Below are 18,863 nucleotides of genomic sequence, written 5' to 3' on the forward strand. Positions count from 1 at the left end.
CAATTGCCGATTTTGAATGACAATCAGGAACAATGTTCAAGTGAAAACTTCGTATCCTTCCAAAAGGGCGGACATGCCAGCGGCAAAGGCCGGGACAAAGGGAACGAGGATGCAGAAGAAAGACTATTACGCGCACATCGAGAAGCCGGACATGCGCGACTATGGCGTTTACCTGCAATGCGACAAGCTGCTCGCCTGTCAGAAGCCGTTAAACGAGATGGTCAACGGTGACGAGCTGCAGTTCCAGATCGTCCATCAGGTGGAGGAGCTCTGGATGAAGCTCATCGCCTACACGCTGGTCGATGTGATCGCCCTCATCGAGGAAAACAATACCCATCGCGTGGTGACGCTGATGGGCCGCGTTCATCGGCTGATGCGGATGATGACGGCGCAGCTCGATCTGCTCGAAACCATGTCGCCGAAGGAATATCAGCAGATCCGCCTGCAGCTCGGCAATGGCAGCGGCCAGGAATCGCCCGGATTCAAGTTCCTGCTGCGGCTGCCGCCGGATCTCTGGCGGGCCTTCAAGGCCCATTACCTCGACGCACCGGGATTGACGGTCGAGGATATCTATGACGGCAAATACGACCACGGCGACAGCTATGTCGTCGCCGAAGCGCTGGCGGAGTTCGATGAGCTCTTCCAGAAATTCCGCGCCAATCATATCTACCTGATCCAGCGCTCGATCGGTCTCGGCTCGAAATCCCTCAAAGGCCGGCCGGTGGAGTTGTTGCAGGCCGGCGCCCACCATCGCTTCTTCCCTGATCTCTGGGATATCCGTGCCGAGATGACCGACCGCTGGGGCAGCCAATATGGGGTGGTGCGCGATTCCATTTCCAAGCACGACGCGGCGGAATAAGGATCGCGACCCCCGATCATCCCTCGCGCTGCATGGTGCGGCGGAATGCTTTCAGCGTTTCGGCGCTCACGTGATGTTCCATGCCTTCGGCGTCGATCCGCGCCGTCTCGGCGCTAACGCCGAGCCACCGCAGGAACGCTTCGACCGTCTGATGGCGGGCGCGGATGTCCTGGGCGATCTTGCTGCCCGCCTCCGTCAGGAAAACGCCGCGATAGGGCCGCCGCGATACGAGCCCATCTTCGCAGAGCCGTGCCAGCATCTTGGCGACCGTCGGCTGCGACACGCCGAGCCTTGCGGCAATATCCACCTGCCGCGCCTCGTTGCCGTCATCGATGAGATCGGCGATCAGCTCGACATAGTCTTCCACCAGAGCGCCACGGGTGGCCTCCCGCGTATGCCGGAAACCCTCCGAATGCGTCTCGGCATCCGGCAGCGGTTCGTCCCGATGGATCGGCGGTTTTCTCTTCGGCAATGCGTTCGGCTCCCCCGAGATACTGATAAACTCGCTTTTATCTTTATAGCACCGGCTTCAATCTTGAAAGCGGATGATGATTTTTGTGGGCGGCAGCGTGATCGCGCCATTGCAATGCCGATACTATAAAATATAGCCTATTGCATAATGTTGATATCGGGCATATTTATTTAGTCATGTGATAGACCATTCCGGAGCCCCGCATGACGCAGATTCAGGAAGCAGCCGCACCGCCTGCATGGAAATTTGCCCATCCCGATGAAGATGCGCGGCCGAGCCTCCCGGAAGTCAATGCCACAGTTCATGTTCCGCACACCGGCACCTGGGTCCGGCGGCTGATCGCCTTCCTCGGACCGGGCTACATGGTTTCCGTCGGCTATATGGACCCCGGCAACTGGGCGACCGATCTCGCCGGCGGCGCGCAATTCGGCTACACGCTGCTTGCAGTCATCATGCTGTCCAATCTGATGGCGATCCTGCTGCAAGCACTCGCCGCCCGGCTCGGCATCGTCACCGGCCGCGATCTAGCGCAGGCCTGCCGCGACCATTATTCGAGGCCGGTCAATCTGGCCCTGTGGTTTGCCTGCGAACTTGCCATCATCGCCTGCGATCTCGCCGAGGTCATCGGCACGGCGATCGCGCTGCAATTGCTCTTTGGTATTCCCTTGATCGGCGGCGCGCTGATCACCGCGCTCGATGCCTTCTTGCTGCTGCTCCTGATGAACAAGGGCTTCCGCTTCCTGGAGGCTTTCGTCATCGCGCTTCTCGTTGTCATCGCCACCTGTTTCGCCATCCAGATCGCCGCCGCCGCTCCTCCGGTCGCTGCTATCCTCAATGGTTTCATCCCGTCGCCCGAGATCGTCACCAATCACGAGATGCTTTACATCGCGATGGGCATCATCGGCGCGACCGTCATGCCGCATAACCTCTACCTGCATTCCTCGATCGTGCAGACCCGCGCCTATAAGCGCACCGACGAGGGCCGCCGCGATGCGATCAAATGGGCGACGACCGACAGCACCATTGCCTTAATGCTGGCACTTTTCGTCAATGCTTCCATTCTGATCGTCGCGGCCGTCGCTTTCCACAACAGCGGGCATTCGGATGTCGCCGAAATCGGACAGGCTTTCGAACTGCTGTCGCCGCTCCTCGGCCTTGGCATTGCCTCGACGCTGTTTGCCGTGGCGCTTCTTGCTTCTGGTCTCAATTCCACCGTCACGGCGACGCTCGCCGGCCAGATCGTCATGGAAGGTTTCCTGCGCCTGCGCATTCCGCACTGGGCAAGGCGGCTTTTGACGCGTGGTCTCGCAATTATTCCAGTTGTTTTTGTTACCGCATTTTATGGTGAAAAAGGCACTGCAGATTTGCTCGTCCTGAGCCAGGTTATCCTCTCCATGCAACTGCCCTTTGCCGTCATTCCGCTCGTTCAATTCGTCACAGACCGCGGAAAAATGGGCAGATTCACCGTTTCGAGGAGTATTGCCATCCTCTCCTGGTTGGTTGCGGGCGTCATTCTGGCGCTGAATTTCAAGCTGCTTTACGACACCATCATCGGTTGACGAATCGCCCGTAACGCGCGAATCTGCACGCGCTGAAGATCACCGTAATTAACCTATACGTAATATTTGCCCAGATTTTGACATGATTTGCCCTAATTTGGGCCCACCGCAGTCTGCAGGGTTCTTCAATTCATGGTCGAAAGTCCATTGCGCGTCCAATTTCCCGCAGAAGCTGCGATTCAGGCGCGGCCGCATCATGAATTTCATATTCCTTTTCTGCCCCGCTCCGCCCATCTTCGCCATCTGATCGCCATCGGCCTTGCCGGCACTGCCTCGTTCGGCCTTCTTGCGACTGTTCTTTATCCGCTGCTTGCCCGCCACACGATCGAACAGGCCGTACCGGTCCACATCGCCCAGCTCATCCGGTCACAGCCGGCCTTGCCCAAGAGCGAACGGCTTGCGGCGAAACAACGTTTCGACGGCGCCCGTTTTGCGCAGGTGGCGGAAAAGACGTCGAGCGGCGAAACCCGCATCTTCACCTATCACCGCACGACGCTTGTCTTCAAAGCCGAGGATAGCGAACCCTCCGACAGCGATGCCACGGCCATCAATGCGACCTATGACGGCGATGCACAGCCCGAGAACGCTCTCTTCTCAGCGCCGTCGCTTTCGGATATCCGCCCGGGCATCTATCCGCACGCCAATCGTTATGACGCGGTCCGGCGCTCGCGCTTTCCAGTTCGCGGCGTGCCGTTGAATGTCAGCGTATCGAAGGCGACAACGGGCGAGGCCGGCCGCGAGTTTAAACGGCTGGTTTCCATGCCGAAGGACCGGCAGGACCTGCAGGATATCCTCGCCTCCGCCGGTCTCGACGAAAACGCTGGCGACGAGCTGCAGCGGGCCCTGGAAACCGATACGGTTTCGCCCGGCGACAGCCTGGAACTGCTGCTCGAGAAAAAGACCGCCGACGCGCATCCGAAATTGATCATGGCTCGCCTCAGCGGCGAGAAAACACCGGAGCGCATCGTCGCGCGCGACGATGCCGACGGTTTCGTGCCGCTCACCGACGACAGGCTGTTTTCCACGCTTTACAGCGAGAGCCAGGCTGACGCGCCGTCCTCCTCGGAAGTGGCCGCTGTCGACCTCAAGGGCGTCGACAGCAACGACCGGTCGACGATCCGCACCAAGCTGAAGAAGGCGGGGCTTTCCGAGGAATGCGCCGACCAGCTCATCAAGCTCGCCAAGGCAAATGGCGTTTCACTGACGGGTGGCGACGACGCGCCCGACAGTGTCGATCTGCTGTTCCGCAAGGCAGACAATGGCAAAAGCGAATTGATGTTCATCGAGTTCCACACCGATGGCGACACGCACCGCTTCTATCTGCACAAAGACGGTGGCGAAGGCCCCTCGGAATTCTACGACGAGGGCGGTCACTCCGTCGCCAAGGTGCTGACCCACCGCCCGGTTCCCAACGGTACGCTCGGCGACGGATTTGCCTGGCGCATCCATCCGATCCTCGGCGTGAAGAAATTCCACAACGGCGTCGATTTCCGCGCCCCGATGGGCAGCCCGATCATGGCCGCCGGAGACGGCATCGTCGAAAAGATTTCCTGGGAAACGGGCTACGGCAAATATGTCCGCATTCGCCACGATGGTGGCTACGAGACAACCTATGCCCATATTGCCTCGACGCCGTCGGACCTGCATGTCGGCGAGCGCGTCACCCAGGGCCAGGTCATCGCCTATGTCGGCTCCACCGGCTATTCCACCGGTCCGCATCTCTACTACGAACTGCGCGTCAACGGCCGCTACGAAAACCCGCTGACCGCCCAATTGCCGGCCGGCACCAATCTCACTGGTAAATCGCTGGACAGCCTGCGCTCGCAGGTCAGCCACGTCGACAACATCATGACCTATCTCGACGTGCCGTCGCCAAACGAGGCTCGCCCGTTCTCCGCCTTCGACCAGGGGCCGGAGCGAGGGCCAAGCCCGGGCGCAGGCCCGGGTCACTCCGGCAGGCCCTGATTGCCGCGACTACAGCGGCACGCGCCCGGCACGACCAAGATTCCCCAAACAGCGAAGTTTTGATTTGAAGCTGGACAATGGAGCCAGCCTCGGATGCATGTTGGACGATGCGCAGCGGGAGCGCACCGTAACGCCTGTTTGAAATCTCGACACGATCCCGCTTCAAAAAACGGAGGATTTCCAATGGCTGATGCCCGATGCAGTTGCGGCGCTCTTACCCTGACGTTTTCAGAACCGTCAAAATTGGTTGTCGCCTGTCACTGTCTTGATTGCCAACGCAGAACCGGCGCGCCATTTGGCGTAGGCGCCTTTTATCCCGTCGACTCTGTCGCGATTTCCGGAACGTCGAAAGAGTTCACCCGCCAGGCGGCAAGCGGCGGAAAGGTCCACACCTACTTCTGTCCAAACTGCGGATCATCCGTCTATTGGAAGGCCGACAACGTGCCGTCCTTCGTGGGAGTTGCGGTCGGCGCTATGGCCGACCCGAAATTCCCAGGCCCGGCTAGATCGGTCTTTGAGCAGTCGAAACACGATTGGGTTCAAATCGAAGGTGCCGAACACTTTCAGCAAAGCAGTGCGGCAAAAAATTCGAACTGAGATCTCACCAGCGTTTAACGCAGACGATTAGCCGGCTCAGCAGGGCCGCTATTTACATAGATCGCATAGAGAGAGGTCGTGGCGGTGATGTAAAGCCGGTTGCGCTTCGGGCCGCCGAAGCAGAGGTTCGATACGACCTCGGGAACGAGAATGCGGCCGATCAATGTGCCATCCGGTGCGTAAACCCGAACGGAATCGCCGCTGGACGCAAAGATGTTGCCGTGCCGATCGACCCGGAAACCGTCGAACAGGCCGACTTCGCAAGTGGCGAAAACACGCCCCTCACCGAGGCTGCGCCCGTCCGGATTGACGGAATAGGCCGTGATCGTCGGCGGCAGGCCGGGCACATGTGTACCGCCGGTGTCGGAGACATAGAGCACGCTTTCATCCGGCGAGAAGGCAAGGCCGTTCGGCTTGACGCGGTTACCGGCAACCAGCGTCACCGCTCCATCGGCCGGATCGATGCGATAGACGTTAGACGCGTTGATTTCGGACGGCGCGGCAAAGCCCTCATAGTCACTGTCGATCCCGTAGGTCGGATCGGTGAACCAGATCGAACCATCCGATTTTACGACAACATCGTTCGGCGAATTCAACCGCTTGCCCTCGAAATGCTCGGCGAGCGGCCGCCAGCGGCCGTCATGATCAAGCCGGCTGAGACGGCGGCGGCCATGCTCGCAGGCAATAATTCGCCCCTCGAAATCGAGCGTATGGCCATTGTGATAGCCGACAGGGCTCTCGAAGACGCCGGCTGCACCCGTTACCTCGTCGTACCGCAGGATCCGGTCGTTCGGGATATCGGACCACACCACATGGCGCGCGGCCGGCACATAGACCGGTCCCTCGGTCCAACGCCCGCCGGTCCAAAGCTGCTCCAATTGCGCAGAACCGTTGATCAACGCCTTAAAGCGCTGATCGAGAATATCATACTGGCTCATGATGCTCCGCCCTGTTCCTCACAGCCAGCCAACTCCGACCGGCCTCCCATAATCGGAAGCCAGTCTAGTGACAGCAATCATCGGCTGTCAAAAACAAGCTGAAGATATGAGACGCTTTTCACCGAGTCATTGCGTTGCTGGAACAGTTCCATCGTTTCCTCTCCCCGCAATGCGGAGAGAGGGGTAGGGTGAGGAGCCGGGCACAAGACCATGTCAACAGCGGCCTCGCCCGACCGGCAAAATTACAGCAGCTTCTCCAACGTAATCGGCAGCTCGCGTATCCGCTTGCCCGTCGCGTGGAAAACCGCATTGGCAATTGCCGGTGCGACGCCGACGATCGCCAGTTCGCCGACCCCTTTGCCGCCGAGCACGGAGGCGTGTGGATCGGGAATGCCGACGGAGAGCACTTCGATGTCGGGAATATCCGCATTGGTCGGCACGAGATAGTCGCCGAGATTATTGTTGATGACACGAGCGAAGCGCTCATCGACAATGCCCTCTTCCAGCAGCGCCTGGCCGATGCCCATGATGATGCCGCCCTTCCACTGGCTTTCGGCAAGCTTCGGATTGTAGAGCCGGCCGGAATCGAGTGCCGAGACGACACGCGAGACGCGTACGGTGCCGAAATCCTCGTCGACGCGCACTTCGATGAAGTGTGCGCACCAGCTATGCATCGAGTAGTCGCCATCCGTAGGCGACAGCATTGTCGCAATGGTCGAGAAGTTGCGATAGTGATCCGCCTTGCTCTGCCTGTCTTCCGGCAAAGTGTTGCGCAGCACTTCGATGTTGTCGCGGCCGATCTGCCGCAGAAACTCGGCAATGGCGATGCCCTCTCCGCCATCGCGCGGCGGCAGGATGCGGCCCTCCGAAACGGTCAGCGTATTGGCCTGCAGATCGCGAAGCGGAGAATTAGGATCGTTGATCGCCAATCCCACCAGCTCATCGCGGGCGGCGACCGCTGCCTTGTAGACGGCGCCGGTCATCAGATTGGCAAGTTGCGAACCGCCGGCGACCGGCGCGCGCGGCAGGGCGGAATCGCCAAGCTTGACGCGGACCTGCTCGACCGGGATGCCGAGTGTTTCGGCCGCCGTCTGCGCCAGGATCGTGTAGGTGCCCTGGCCCATGTCGATGCCGCTGCTCGCCACTTCCGCCGAGCCGTCGGCGAGGATTCGCACCAGCGCTTCACCCGGCGTCCGGCGTACCGGATAGGTGCCGGCGCCGACACCCCAGCCGATCAGATGCTTGCCGTCACGCATGGAGCGCGGCGCATGCGAACGTTTCGCCCAGCCGAAAGCCTTGGCTCCGGCCTCGAAAGCCTCACGCAGTTGCCTTGTCGACCAGGGCTTGTCGACTTCTTGGTCCCGCTCGGCATAATTCTTCAACCGGATTTCCAGCGGGTCCATGCCGAGTTCATAGGCGAGTTCGTCGATAGCGCTTTCGATACCCCAGGCGCTCGGATTTTCGCCGGGGGCACGCAATGCGCCGGGCTTTACGGTATTCACTGCCACGATGTTCTGCCGCGACGAGAGATTGGGCGTCGCGTACATGATCGAGGTTACGACCCCCAAAGGCTCGACCGCCACGTCACCAATCGACGTCTCGTTGGCGCTGGTATGGACGATGGAGGTGAGCTTTCCGTCCCTGGTCGCGCCAAGAGCGATCCTCTGACGCGTGCCGGGCCGGCCACCGAAGGAGGTAAAGGTCTGCGGCCGGGTGATCACCAGCTTCACCGGACGGCCAAGCACTTTCGCCGCCATGGCGGCGACCGCGCCATGCGGAAGCGCAAATGCCTTCGACCCGAAGCCGCCGCCGATATAAGGCGAGATCATCCGTACATTCTCGAATGGGATGCCGAACCATTCGGCATAGGTGCGCGCCATGCCGTCAATCCATTGGCTTGGTTCCCAGAGGGTCAGCATGTCGCCGTCCCATTTGGCGATCAGCCCATGCGGCTCGATCGGCACGTTATATTCCCGCGGCGTCTTGTATTCAGCCTCGATCTTGACCGGCGCTGCGGCCAAAGCCGCTGCGGCATCGCCCCACTCCCTGGTCATCGGATCGATCGGAAAACCCTCGCCGCTCTTCGGATCGTTGAGGCTGAAGATCGCCGGCGTTTCTTCATAGGTGATTTTGATCAATGCAGCCGCAGCCGTCGCCTGTTCGAGGGTCTCGGCAATGACGGCGGCGATATGCTGGCCGCTGAAGGTGATCTCGCGCAGCAACGGCTGGTAGGGGCCTTCCGGGCCGGGCGTGTCCATCCAGGTGGTTGCCGAATTCAGCGCCATCTGGTTGTCCGGCGTCAGCACCAGCAGAACGCCCGGCGCTTTCTCCGCGGCCGACGTATCCATGCCGGTGATGCGGCCGGCGGCGATCGTGCTTTGCACCATCACCGCATGGGTCAGCCCCTCGAGATCGTGCTCGACCGCATAGTCGGCCTCGCCCTTGATCTTCGCCACTCCATCCAGACGGGACAGCCGCCCGCCAAGCGCGCCGTCGGCGGCGCCACGTTTTCTGGTTTCCATGATGGTCATGCCATTTCTCCCATCGTCAGGATGGCGCGCTCGACGACACGCGGCGCAAGCGCGATCTTGTAGTGATTGCCGCCATGATAGACGGCACCTTGGACGGCGAGCTGGCTGGCGCGCTTCACGGTGGCCGCATTCAGCCGCTGGCCCTTCAATGCGTTTTCGACGGCACGGGCGCGCCAGGGCTTGGTAGCGACACCACCAAGCGCCACCCGGATATCGCGAATCGTCCTGCCGTCAGCCTCCAGTTCGAGCCCGACGGCAGCACTGGCCGCGGCGAACTCGTAGGATTGCCGGTCGCGCACCTTGAGATAGATCGAACGGCGTGCGGCGGCAGAGGCCGGAACGGTGATTGCCGTAATCATCTCGCCCGGTTCGATCGCATGTTCCCGCTCAGGCGTCGTTCCCGGCAATAGGAAGAAATCGTCGATCGCGACCTCTCGGGTGCCGAGATGCACGACCGCATCAAAGGCCACCAGAGCCACCGCCAGATCACCGGGATTGGTCGCGATACAGGCATCGCTCGTGCCGAGAACGGCATGATTGCGCGTGACGCCGCCAATTGCCGTGCAGCCGGAACCGGGCGCGCGCTTGTTGCAGGCAGAGAAGGTCGCTGGATCGCGGAAATAGGGACAGCGCGTACGCTGCAGCAGATTGCCGCCGATCGTCGCCATGTTGCGGATCTGCGCAGAGGCCGCGAGCGACAGCGCCTGCGAAATGGCTGGGAACTGCGCCTTGATATTGGCATCGTCGGCGACCCGGCTCATCTTGGCGAGCGCACCGATCGTAACACCCTGATCGGTGAAAGAGATGGCATCAAGACCGGCAAGATGGCTGATATCCACCACCGTTTCGGGCTCGGCAACGCCACATTTGGCAAGATCGAGCAGCGTCGTGCCGCCGGCGAGCAGCATGGCGGCGGAAGAGGCAGCGGCTTGCCGGGCCTCATCGACAGAGCCGGCACGGAGATAGGAAAAGGCCTTCATCGGGTGGCCTCCGCTGCTTCGCGTACGGCGGCGACGATATGCGGATAGGCGCCGCACCGACAGAGATTGCCGGCCATATATTCGCGGATTTCATCATCGGAGCCTGCATGGCCTTCGCGGATGCAGGCAACGGCCGACATGATCTGCCCCGGCGTGCAATAGCCGCATTGGAAAGCGTCATGCTCCAGAAAGGCCGCCTGGACCGGATGCAGATCGCCGTTTTCCGCCGCCAGCCCTTCGATCGTCGTGACCTTGCGGCCTTCGGCCTGGGCGGCCAGCATCAGACAGGAAAGCACACGTTCGCCGTCGACATGGACGGTGCAGGCGCCGCATTGGCCCTGGTCGCAGCCCTTCTTGGTGCCGGTCAGACTGAGATGCTCGCGAAGGGCATCGAGAAGCGTGACACGCGGATCGAACGAAAGCTCGTGCTCGTGTCCGTTGATATCGAGATGGACGGTAGTCATCAGCTCACTCCCTGTTCGGGTCATCATCTTTTGCAATCATCAGGATCTGCCGGCCATGACATCAGCTCTTGACGTCAGCCTGGCCGGCGCCAGGTAATCAGGCTACAGCGCTTTCGCCGGCGCTCGTGGCTCGTAGTGGGACGCCTGCAAGGGCCGCGCTTTCACCGTCTACGCTCCTCCGATCAGACGGCAATGGCATCTTGGCCCGTTATGCGATAACAATCCTCTGGTACTCCAGATTAAGCGGAGGCGCCTCCGTTTATTATCCTAGAGACTTGTCGGATATCGTCAAGTCGCAATCCGCATGGAGCGAAAATTGGCTTCGAGGCCATCGTCAGAGCTGAAGGACGACACGCCGCCAGGCACCAAAACCCTACGCGCGGATGCGCGTCGCAATCGTGACAAGCTCATCGAAGCCGCGGCGCAAGCCTTCGCCAGCCACGGCACCGCCGCCTCGCTCGAAGACATTGCCCGACGCGCCGGTGTCGGCGTCGGTACGCTCTACCGTCATTTTCCGACCCGCGAACATCTGGTCGAAGTCGTCTATCGCCATGAGGTGGAAGTGCTCTGCAATGCGGCCGAAGAGCTTTCGCGTGAACATGCGCCGGATCAGGCGCTGGAAGAATGGATGCACCGCTTCGTCGGCTATATTGCCACCAAGCGCGGCATGGCCGACAGCCTGCGCATCCTGCTCAACAGCAATTCCGAACTCTTCGCCGACAGCTACGGCATGGTGCCGATCGCGCTCCGTGGCCTGATCGAACGGGCAGTGGCCGACGGCTCGATCCGCACCGATGTCGACAGCACCGACGTGCTGCATGCCCTATCCGGAACCTATTCCATGCCCAATTCACCCGAGTGGCACGACCGCTCCCGCCGCCTCGTCCGCCTGCTGATGGATGGCCTGCGCTGGGGGGCGCCGAAAGCGCGGATGCCGCAGGGGACCTGATAATCGGCTGGATGCTTCCTATATGCTTTTGAACTGAGATCGTCAGGCGAGGAGAGCAAGAATGTCCGAAAAGCCGATCAAAATCCCCGGACCTGATCATCCCATCACGATCGAGAACAAGCGTGCGCATGTCACCGTTTCGGCTGCCGGCAAGGTCATTGCCGATACACGTGACGCGCTGTCCCTGAAGGAAGCCTCCTATCCGGCGGTCATTTATGTGCCGCGCAAGGATGTCGATATGTCCGCGCTCCAGAGAACGGACCATGCCACCTACTGTCCCTACAAGGGCGATTGCTCCTACTACAGCATCCCTGCCGGCGGCGAGCGTTCGGTGAACGCGGTCTGGACCTACGAATATCCCCACGCCTCCGTCAGCCAGATCAAGGATTACATGGCCTTCTACCCGGATCGGGTCGACGCTATAAGGGTCGATGCTTAAAGAGCCAGACCGCTTCCACTGTCGAAGACATAGACCTGATCGGCATTGACGTTGACCTTCAGTTGCTCGCCATAGCGAACCGGCGTCTCTCCGTCGACGACGGCGGTCACCTGCTCGCCGGCCAGATCGAACAGTACATGCGTCTGCGCACCAGTCGGTTCGACCAGCAAGGTCTGGCCACTGAGCGGTGAGCCGCTGCCCGTCAAGCTCAGATGTTCCGGTCGAAGGCCGATCTTCACGCTCTGGCCGGCCTTCACTTTGCGCTCGCCGGCGATGCGGATCGGCGTGCTGTCCTTCAGCCGCACGGCGGGGGCGCCCTCGACGCCATCCACCACGCCATCGAGGAAATTCATGGCTGGCGAGCCGATGAAGCCGGCGACGAAGAGATTGGCCGGCTGGCGGTAAAGCTCGATCGGCGTGCCCTGCTGCTCGATCCGGCCCTGATTCAGCACGACGATGCGGTCCGCAAGCGTCATGGCTTCGATCTGGTCGTGGGTGACATAGATCGAGGTGGTCTGCACCTTCTGATGCAGCGCCTTGATCTCCGAACGCATCTGCACGCGCAGCTTTGCATCGAGGTTCGACAAGGGTTCGTCGAACAGGAAGACGGCCGGATTGCGCACCACGGCGCGGCCCATGGCGACACGCTGGCGCTGGCCGCCGGAAAGCTGCGCCGGCTTGCGGTCGAGCAGCTTGGTGAGGTCGAGCATGCGCGCCGCTTCGTTGACCCGCTGCTCGATCACCGGCTTGGTCTCGCCCGAGAGCTTCAGGTTAAAGCCCATGTTCTCGGCGACCGTCATATGCGGATAGAGCGCATAGGACTGGAAGACCATGGCAATGTTGCGCTCGCGCGGCGTCATGGCGTTGACCACCTGCCCGCCGATCGACACATCGCCGTCCGTGATTTCCTCAAGCCCGGCGATCATCCGCAGTAGCGTGGACTTGCCGCAGCCGGACGGGCCAACGAGCGCGATGAACTCACCGTCCTCGATCGAAAGCGAGATGTCGTGGATGACGGTCAGCGCCCCATAGGCTTTATGGATGTTATGTAGTTCGACGGATGCCATTTGTTTGTGCTCCAATAAGGCTCAGGATTTCACGGCGCCGGCGGTGAGGCCGGCAATGATGTGCTTCTGCGCCAGGAAGAAGACGATAATGGTGGGCAGGATGGTCAGCGTGATGAAGGCAAGTACCAGCTCCCATTCCGTGCCGAATTCGCCGCTATAGACCATCATGCCCAGCGGCCAGGGATAGATCGAATCCGAGTTCAGCATGATGAGTGGCAGGATGTAGCTGTTCCAACTGCCGACGAAGGAAATGATGCTGACGGTCGCGATGATCGGTCGCGAGAGCGGCAGCGAGATATGCCAGAAGAAGCGGATATAGCCGCAACCATCGACGAAAGCCGCCTGGAACAATTCTTCCGGAAGGTTGCGAAAATAGTTTCTAAACAGAAGAATGCTCATGCCGAGGCCGAAAGCCACCTGCGGCAGCACCACTCCCCAATAGGTGTTCAGCAGGCCGAGATCGCGGATGCGGATGAAGAGCGGCAGGATCGCAGTCGCCGCCGGAAACATCAGGCCAATGAGGAAATAGTTCAGCAGGAAGTTCGAGCCAAAGAATTTCACATGCGCGAAGGCGAAAGCCGCCATGGCCGAGACCGACAGCGTCAGGAACACGGTCAGCACAGCGATGATCAGCGAATTCATCATCTGTCGCCAATAGCGGTCACCGAACAGGATGCCGGTATAATTCTCGAAATGCCACTCGGCCGGCAGGCCGAAGGGGTTGGTGCGGAGATCGCCTAGCGTCTTGAAGCCGCCGAGCGCGGTCGTCAGAAGCGGGATCAGCACGATGGCGGCGATGATGGTCAGCGACACGTAGAGATAGATCTTGGTGCCGGTGGTCATGCGAACGGATGAAGCCATATCAGTCATTGCGCATAAATATCCGTTTGTAGCCGAAGGCGAGGGTGACGCAGATCACGAACAGCACGACGCCGACGGCGCTGCCGAGGCCGACCTGCATGCGGGTGACGCCGAAATTATAAAGGAAGGTCACCATCGTCTGGGTCGAGTTGAACGGGCCGCCGCCGGTAAGCGGCATGATCATGTCGAAAAGCTGCAGCGATCCGACGACGGCGAAGAAGACGGAAAGACGTAGCGTCGAGCCCAAGAGTGGCAGCGTCACGTAGCGGAATTTCTGCCAGCCGGTGGCGCCGTCGATCTCGGCCGCCTCCAGCACGCTCTTGTCGAGCGACTGCATGCCGGCGATGAACAGCATCATGTGAAAGCCGAAATATTTCCACACGATCACGCCGAGCACGGCATACATCGCCAGATTTTTGTCGGCGAGCACGTAGGGCGTCGGGGTACCGATGAAATGCGCGATCGCGGCAAACAAGCCGTAATCACCGTCATAGACGAAACGCCAGATCAGGCCGGCCGCCACTTCGGCCAGCACGTAGGGCAAAAAGAAGATCAGCCGGAAGAGCACGACGCCGCGAATGCGGTGCGCCAGCATCGTCGCCAGCCAGATAGCAAGCGGTACCTGGACTGCGATCGAAACCAGGATGATGAGCGCATTGTTCTTGAGCGACGTCAGGAAGGCGCCGTTCTTGAACAACACCTGGAAATTGCGCAGGCCCACAAATTCGGTCGGTGGCCCGTAGCCGTTCCAGCGATAAAGGCTGTACCAGGCCGCTTCCCCCATCGGCAGGATGACGAAGATGGTGAAGAGCAGCAGCGCCGGCGGCAGGAACAGCAGGATGACGGGCAAGCGGCCGCGCGCAGCCGGCGATTTTCGTTTCGCAGCAGACCTCGCTCTTGCGATGGAAGGCATGGCGGTCGTGGCGCTGACATCGGTCATTGATGATCCTGACCCCTGAGGTTCCAGGGAAGCATGTCGTCTTTGGAATGGCGAGCCGGTTTCGGAGCTGGCTCACCCGGTCAATTGTCTCGCCAAATTGGCGAAAGGCACGTTTCACCTTCGCCCCGCCGGGGAGAAGGATGCCCGAAGGGCAGGTTGAGGGGGCATTGCACCGTAAGGGTTGCACAGGACACCCCTCATCCGTCTCTCACGATTTCGCGACGCTCAATCGTTCGATTCACCTTCTCCCCGTCGGCGCGAAGGGGTTTAAACGTCAGAACTGATCCTGTTCGAAGGCGTCCTGGACCTGCTGCGCGCCATCCTTTGGCGAAATCTGGCCGGAGACGATGCCGACAGCCACATCGTTGACGACGCGGCCGACCGAGGGGCCGAGATCCTGGTCGAAGAAGTTCTGATGCCAGGTGGAATGCGCGAGCTGGTCGGCCGCTTCGTGCATCAGCGGCCCCTTGACGCCGTCTTCTGCGCCGACGGCGACCGGGATGATCATGCCGGCCTGCGCCATGGTGCGCTCGTTTTCGGCATTGGTCAGATAGGCGAGGAAATCAAGCGCCTCGGGCGGAGCCTTCTTGGTGACGGCCCAGCCGTTCAGGCCACCGAGCGTATCGGTCGGAAGACCGGCACCGCCAGTCACGGCCGGGAAGGCGAAGCGACCGATATTATCGTCCGCCAGACCCTTGCCGTCGCCGGAATTGGTGCGTTGGTTGGCAACCGTATTTTCGAAGCCGAGGATCATCGCAGCCTTGCCGTCGCCAAAGACGCCGAGAGCCTGCGGCCAGGTCGTGCCGAGATAGCCGGGCTGGAAGGGTTCGAGCTTGCCGAGTTCGGCAAGCTGTTCGCCGGCCTTGATGATCGCCGGATCGTTGAAGCCGTTGCCCTTACCGGTTTTGGCGTCGTTGAACACCTGCTGGCCGCCGTCGCGCATCACCAGATAGCTCCAGTAGAAATGGATCGGCCACTTCTCGCCGCCACCGCCGGCGATCGGCGCGATACCCGCAGCCTTGAGCTTCTTGACGGCGGCCAGATAATCGTCCCAGGTCTTGATAGCATTGGCATCGACGCCGGCCTTGGCGAACAGCGCCTTGTTGTAGAAGAAGGAAACCGTGCCGAGCTTATAGGGTACGGCGCTGATCTTGCCGTCGAACGTCAGGCCTTTCACCGCCGCGGGATTGTAGCTCTTCACCCAGGCGCCATCCTTGGCGTTCATCGCCGCAGTCAGATCCATCAGCGTGCCGGTCGCCTGCTGCTGCTTCAGCACGCCGCCGCCCCAGCTAAAGAAGAAATCGGGCGCGTCCTTCGATTGCAGCAGCGTCGGCAGTTTGGCCTTGAAGGCCTCGTTGGCGAGGAACTGCATCTCGATCTTGGTGCCGGGATGCTTGGCCTCGTACTGATCCGCGATCTTGCGCCAGACGGCGACATAGTTCGGATCGGTTTCCAGATGCAGCCATTTGACGACGGTATCGGCGGCAGCGGTCGACGCACCCGCCAGAATCGTCAGCCCGGTCGTTGCGGCAATCGCGGCGATGCGAAGGGCCTTGGCCCCACGTAGATGGATCATGATTTTCTCCTCCCAAGGGAACCAAGAGCCTCAATATTTTTTCCCTTATGCGGAATAATTCAGCGGAGCTTTGCTGAAATGTCAACCACCATCCCTAAATTTTTGCCGCATCGCCTGCAAAACGGCTTGACATTGGGCGACGACCATAGGCTATTTAATTCGTATTCCGTCAAAAATATCAGGCCGTAGCCGAGCGGGTCCATCATTCGGCGCCATTCTCATGAAAACAGCAGATCCCGAGCTTATGCGGGCGATAAACCGCTTCAATGTGCTGGATACGATCCGGCGGGCAGGCTCCATCGCACGTATCGAAATCAGCGACCGCACCCAGCTTTCGACCACGACAGTCTCGGCAATCACCGCGTCATTGCTGGATGACGGGCTGATCCTGGCGCGCACCGAAGGCGACCTGCGCGAGGCGGCCGCCCGAGGCCGGCCCCGCGTCATGCTGGAACTCAATCCGGATGCCGCGCGCGTCGTCGGCGCGAAAATTGCCGCCAACCGCATGGTCTTCGTCGTGACAGACTTCCGCGGCGAGGTTCTTTCCACGCTGACGCTGGCGCTCCGCGTCGACCGGCAGCCGATCGGCGTCATTGCCGATCTCATCGAAGATGGCGTGCGCCGCTGCGTCGTCGACGCCAATCTGGCTCTGGACGAGATCGATTCCGTCTGTCTCGGCCTGCCCGGCGTCGTCGAGCACCGCACCGGCCACGTCCGCACCAGCCCGATCTTTCGCGAAACCGGCGTCGATTTCGCCAAGGAAATGTCGGAACGCCTGGGTGTGACCACCATCGTCGAGAGTGATGCGCATGCCATCACCCTGGCGCATCACTGGTTCGGCAAGGCGAGAGACCTGGACGACATGGTGCTCGTGTCGCTGGAACAGACGCTGGGGCTTGGCGTGCTGCATGGCGGCCAACTCTTTCGCGGCGCCGGCGGCCTTAGCCACAATCTCGGCGATCTCGTGCTCGGCATGGGGCCGCAGGGCACCATCAGATTGGCAAGCCTTGCCGGCGAAAGCGCTATCCTTGGCGATCAGCCGAGCGGCCGTTTTGCCGAAGCCATCCGCCTCGGCCGGGGAATGGCGCATGCCAAGACGCTGATCGACGCCGACGACAACACGCTGATCAGCGCGGCAATCCGCGCCGGCGAGGCCTGCGGCATGGCTCTCGCCAATATCGTCACGCTGTTTGCCCCGCCGCGCGTCATCCTGGTCGGTTCGAGCCTGGCGCTCGGTCAGCCCTTCCTCGACAGGCTGCGGGAAGCCTATTCGCTGGCGATCCCGCCATCGATCAAGGGCGTGACCGAACTCGTTTTCGACCAGTCGACCGACGAGACCTGGGCGCAGGGCGCTGCGGTCGTGGCGCTGCGGGAACTCTACGAATCGCCCTGGGGAACGACGGGACCGGCACCGGCCCTTTGATCTCCGGAGCAATTCCAGGAAAAGTGCGCAGCGGTTTTCCGTCCGGAATTGCGTCGAAACAACAGGATAGAGCGGCTCAGCGCTTCTGTGAACGCTGAGCCGCTCCAAGACAGCCAAAGACAATTCATCTGGATTAAACCTATGAACAAGGTCGGCATCGGCATTATCGGCTGCGGAAACATTTCCGGCGCCTATCTCACCGCCATGAAATCCTTTCCCATCCTCGACATCAAAGGTGTGGCCGACCTCAATCGCGAACTCGCCGAGGCGAAGGCCGCCGAATTCGGCCTGAAGGCGGTCGATATCGCTTCCCTGCTGGCAGACCCCTCGATCGAGATCATCGTCAACCTGACCATTCCAAAGGCGCATGTCGCCGTGGGGCTGCAGGCGCTGGAAGCCGGCAAACATACCTATTCGGAAAAGCCGCTCGGCATCAATTTCACCGAGGGCAAGACGCTCGCGGATGCGGCGGCCGCCAAGGGCCTGCGCATCGGCGCGGCCCCCGATACCTTCCTCGGCGGCGGCCACCAGACGGCGCGCGCCATCATCGACGAGGGTGCGATCGGCATTCCGGTCGGCGGCACCGCCACTTTCATGTGCCCCGGCCATGAACGCTGGCATCCGAATCCGGCTTTCTATTATGAAGTCGGCGGCGGCCCGATGCTCGATATGGGCCCCTATTACATCACGGATCTCGTCAACCTGCTTGGCCCCGTCTCCCAGGTCGCCGGCTTTGCCGTCACGCCGCGCAAGGAGCGCATCATCACCAGCGAGCCGCGCAATGGCGAGCACATCCCCGTGCATGTGCCGACGCATGTTGCCGGCGTTATGGCCTTTGCCAATGGCGCTGTCGTCCAGATCGGCATGAGCTTCGATGTCGCCGGCCACAAGCATGTGCCCCTCGAAGTCTACGGCACCGAAGGCACGCTGATCGTGCCCGATCCGAATCGTTTCGGCGGCCCCGTGGAGTTCCTGAAGAAGGGAGGCGAATTTGCCGAGCGCGAAATCACCGCACCCTATGCCGACGGCAATTACCGCTCGCTCGGCGTCGCCGACATGGCGCATGCCATCCGCTCGAACCGTCCGCATCGCGCCAATGGCAGCCTCGCGCTGCATGTGCTCGAAGTCATGGAAGCCTTCCAGACGGCCTCCGACACCGGGCGCACCGTCACTATCACGACGCAAACGGAGCGTCCTGCCCCTCTGTCCGAGTCCCTGGTTGACGGACAGATCGGCCGCTAAT

17 protein-coding genes are annotated in these 18,863 nt (G+C 61.0%); 8 read left to right on the forward strand and 9 right to left on the reverse strand.

All coding sequences use genetic code 11. The features are described 5' to 3' along the window. Nucleotides 1–109 precede the first annotated feature (109 nt). Nucleotides 110–859 carry a tryptophan 2,3-dioxygenase family protein gene (locus tag QA646_RS15610; protein ID WP_283056328.1) on the forward strand — a complete coding sequence of 250 codons (750 nt, stop codon included), beginning with the start codon at nucleotides 110–112 and terminating at the stop codon, nucleotides 857–859. Between the two features lie 16 nt (nucleotides 860–875). On the opposite strand, the gene mntR is transcribed toward QA646_RS15610, so the two are convergent. Continuing rightward, nucleotides 876–1,331, reverse strand: coding sequence for a manganese-binding transcriptional regulator MntR (gene mntR / locus QA646_RS15615; protein WP_283056329.1), 456 nt, complete (start codon nucleotides 1,329–1,331; stop codon nucleotides 876–878). Between the two features lie 203 nt (nucleotides 1,332–1,534). Between mntR and QA646_RS15620 the strand changes: the two genes are divergently transcribed. From QA646_RS15620 to QA646_RS15630, 3 genes are all read left to right on the forward strand, one after another. Further along, nucleotides 1,535–2,890 (forward strand): Nramp family divalent metal transporter, encoded by a 1,356-nt coding sequence (locus QA646_RS15620; RefSeq protein WP_283056330.1) that lies wholly within the window; start codon nucleotides 1,535–1,537, stop codon nucleotides 2,888–2,890. 132 nt (nucleotides 2,891–3,022) lie between these two features. Beyond that, a complete protein-coding gene (locus QA646_RS15625; RefSeq protein ID WP_283056331.1) occupies nucleotides 3,023–4,855 on the forward strand; it encodes a M23 family metallopeptidase in 1,833 nt (610 codons plus the stop codon). A 183-nt stretch (nucleotides 4,856–5,038) separates the two neighbouring features. Then, a complete protein-coding gene (locus QA646_RS15630; RefSeq protein WP_283056332.1) occupies nucleotides 5,039–5,452 on the forward strand; it encodes a GFA family protein in 414 nt (137 codons plus the stop codon). Between the two features lie 14 nt (nucleotides 5,453–5,466). Here QA646_RS15630 and QA646_RS15635 read toward each other — a convergent pair whose 3' ends face one another. The 4 genes from QA646_RS15635 to QA646_RS15650 all read right to left on the reverse strand — a co-directional run bounded on the left by QA646_RS15635 (nucleotide 5,467) and on the right by QA646_RS15650 (nucleotide 10,365). Beyond that, complete coding sequence (locus tag QA646_RS15635; RefSeq protein ID WP_283056333.1) at nucleotides 5,467–6,390, reverse strand: SMP-30/gluconolactonase/LRE family protein; 924 nt, start codon at nucleotides 6,388–6,390, stop codon at nucleotides 5,467–5,469. A 242-nt stretch (nucleotides 6,391–6,632) separates the two neighbouring features. Further along, nucleotides 6,633–8,921 (reverse strand): xanthine dehydrogenase family protein molybdopterin-binding subunit, encoded by a 2,289-nt coding sequence (locus QA646_RS15640; protein WP_283056334.1) that lies wholly within the window; start codon nucleotides 8,919–8,921, stop codon nucleotides 6,633–6,635. After that, on the reverse strand, nucleotides 8,918–9,901 hold the full coding sequence (locus QA646_RS15645; RefSeq protein WP_283056335.1) for a xanthine dehydrogenase family protein subunit M: 984 nt from the start codon (nucleotides 9,899–9,901) through the stop codon (nucleotides 8,918–8,920). Before QA646_RS15645 ends, QA646_RS15640 begins: the two co-directional genes overlap by 4 nt. Continuing rightward, nucleotides 9,898–10,365: a (2Fe-2S)-binding protein gene (locus QA646_RS15650; protein ID WP_283056336.1), complete on the reverse strand. Its 468-nt coding sequence runs from the start codon at nucleotides 10,363–10,365 to the stop codon at nucleotides 9,898–9,900. The genes QA646_RS15645 and QA646_RS15650 overlap by 4 nt, the downstream gene beginning before the upstream one ends. Before the next feature lie 304 nt (nucleotides 10,366–10,669). Between QA646_RS15650 and QA646_RS15655 the strand changes: the two genes are divergently transcribed. Beyond that, nucleotides 10,670–11,314 (forward strand): TetR family transcriptional regulator, encoded by a 645-nt coding sequence (locus tag QA646_RS15655; protein WP_283056337.1) that lies wholly within the window; start codon nucleotides 10,670–10,672, stop codon nucleotides 11,312–11,314. Nucleotides 11,315–11,375: 61 nt separating this feature from the next. Then, nucleotides 11,376–11,753: a DUF427 domain-containing protein gene (locus QA646_RS15660; protein ID WP_283056338.1), complete on the forward strand. Its 378-nt coding sequence runs from the start codon at nucleotides 11,376–11,378 to the stop codon at nucleotides 11,751–11,753. Here QA646_RS15660 and ugpC read toward each other — a convergent pair. The 4 genes from ugpC to QA646_RS15680 form a co-directional block, all read right to left on the reverse strand. Beyond that, a complete protein-coding gene (ugpC, locus tag QA646_RS15665) occupies nucleotides 11,750–12,820 on the reverse strand; it encodes a sn-glycerol-3-phosphate ABC transporter ATP-binding protein UgpC (RefSeq protein ID WP_283056339.1) in 1,071 nt (356 codons plus the stop codon). The genes QA646_RS15660 and ugpC overlap by 4 nt on opposite strands. Nucleotides 12,821–12,841: 21 nt before the next feature. Next, nucleotides 12,842–13,690, reverse strand: a complete 849-nt coding sequence (locus QA646_RS15670; RefSeq protein ID WP_283056340.1) for a carbohydrate ABC transporter permease — start codon at nucleotides 13,688–13,690, stop codon at nucleotides 12,842–12,844. After that, nucleotides 13,683–14,621, reverse strand: a complete 939-nt coding sequence (locus tag QA646_RS15675) for a sugar ABC transporter permease (protein ID WP_283056341.1) — start codon at nucleotides 14,619–14,621, stop codon at nucleotides 13,683–13,685. Before QA646_RS15675 ends, QA646_RS15670 begins: the two co-directional genes overlap by 8 nt. 274 nt (nucleotides 14,622–14,895) lie before the next feature. Then, complete coding sequence (locus tag QA646_RS15680) at nucleotides 14,896–16,197, reverse strand: extracellular solute-binding protein (protein ID WP_283056342.1); 1,302 nt, start codon at nucleotides 16,195–16,197, stop codon at nucleotides 14,896–14,898. Nucleotides 16,198–16,417: 220 nt separating this feature from the next. Between QA646_RS15680 and QA646_RS15685 the strand changes: the two genes are divergently transcribed. Continuing rightward, entirely contained in the window at nucleotides 16,418–17,620 is a 1,203-nt protein-coding gene (locus tag QA646_RS15685) for an ROK family transcriptional regulator (RefSeq protein WP_283056343.1), read from the forward strand. Between the two features lie 141 nt (nucleotides 17,621–17,761). Further along, nucleotides 17,762–18,862 (forward strand): Gfo/Idh/MocA family oxidoreductase, encoded by a 1,101-nt coding sequence (locus tag QA646_RS15690; protein WP_283056344.1) that lies wholly within the window; start codon nucleotides 17,762–17,764, stop codon nucleotides 18,860–18,862. Nucleotide 18,863 lies beyond the last annotated feature (1 nt).

Source organism: Rhizobium sp. CB3090, from assembly GCF_029714285.1.
Taxonomy (GTDB): domain Bacteria; phylum Pseudomonadota; class Alphaproteobacteria; order Rhizobiales; family Rhizobiaceae; genus Rhizobium.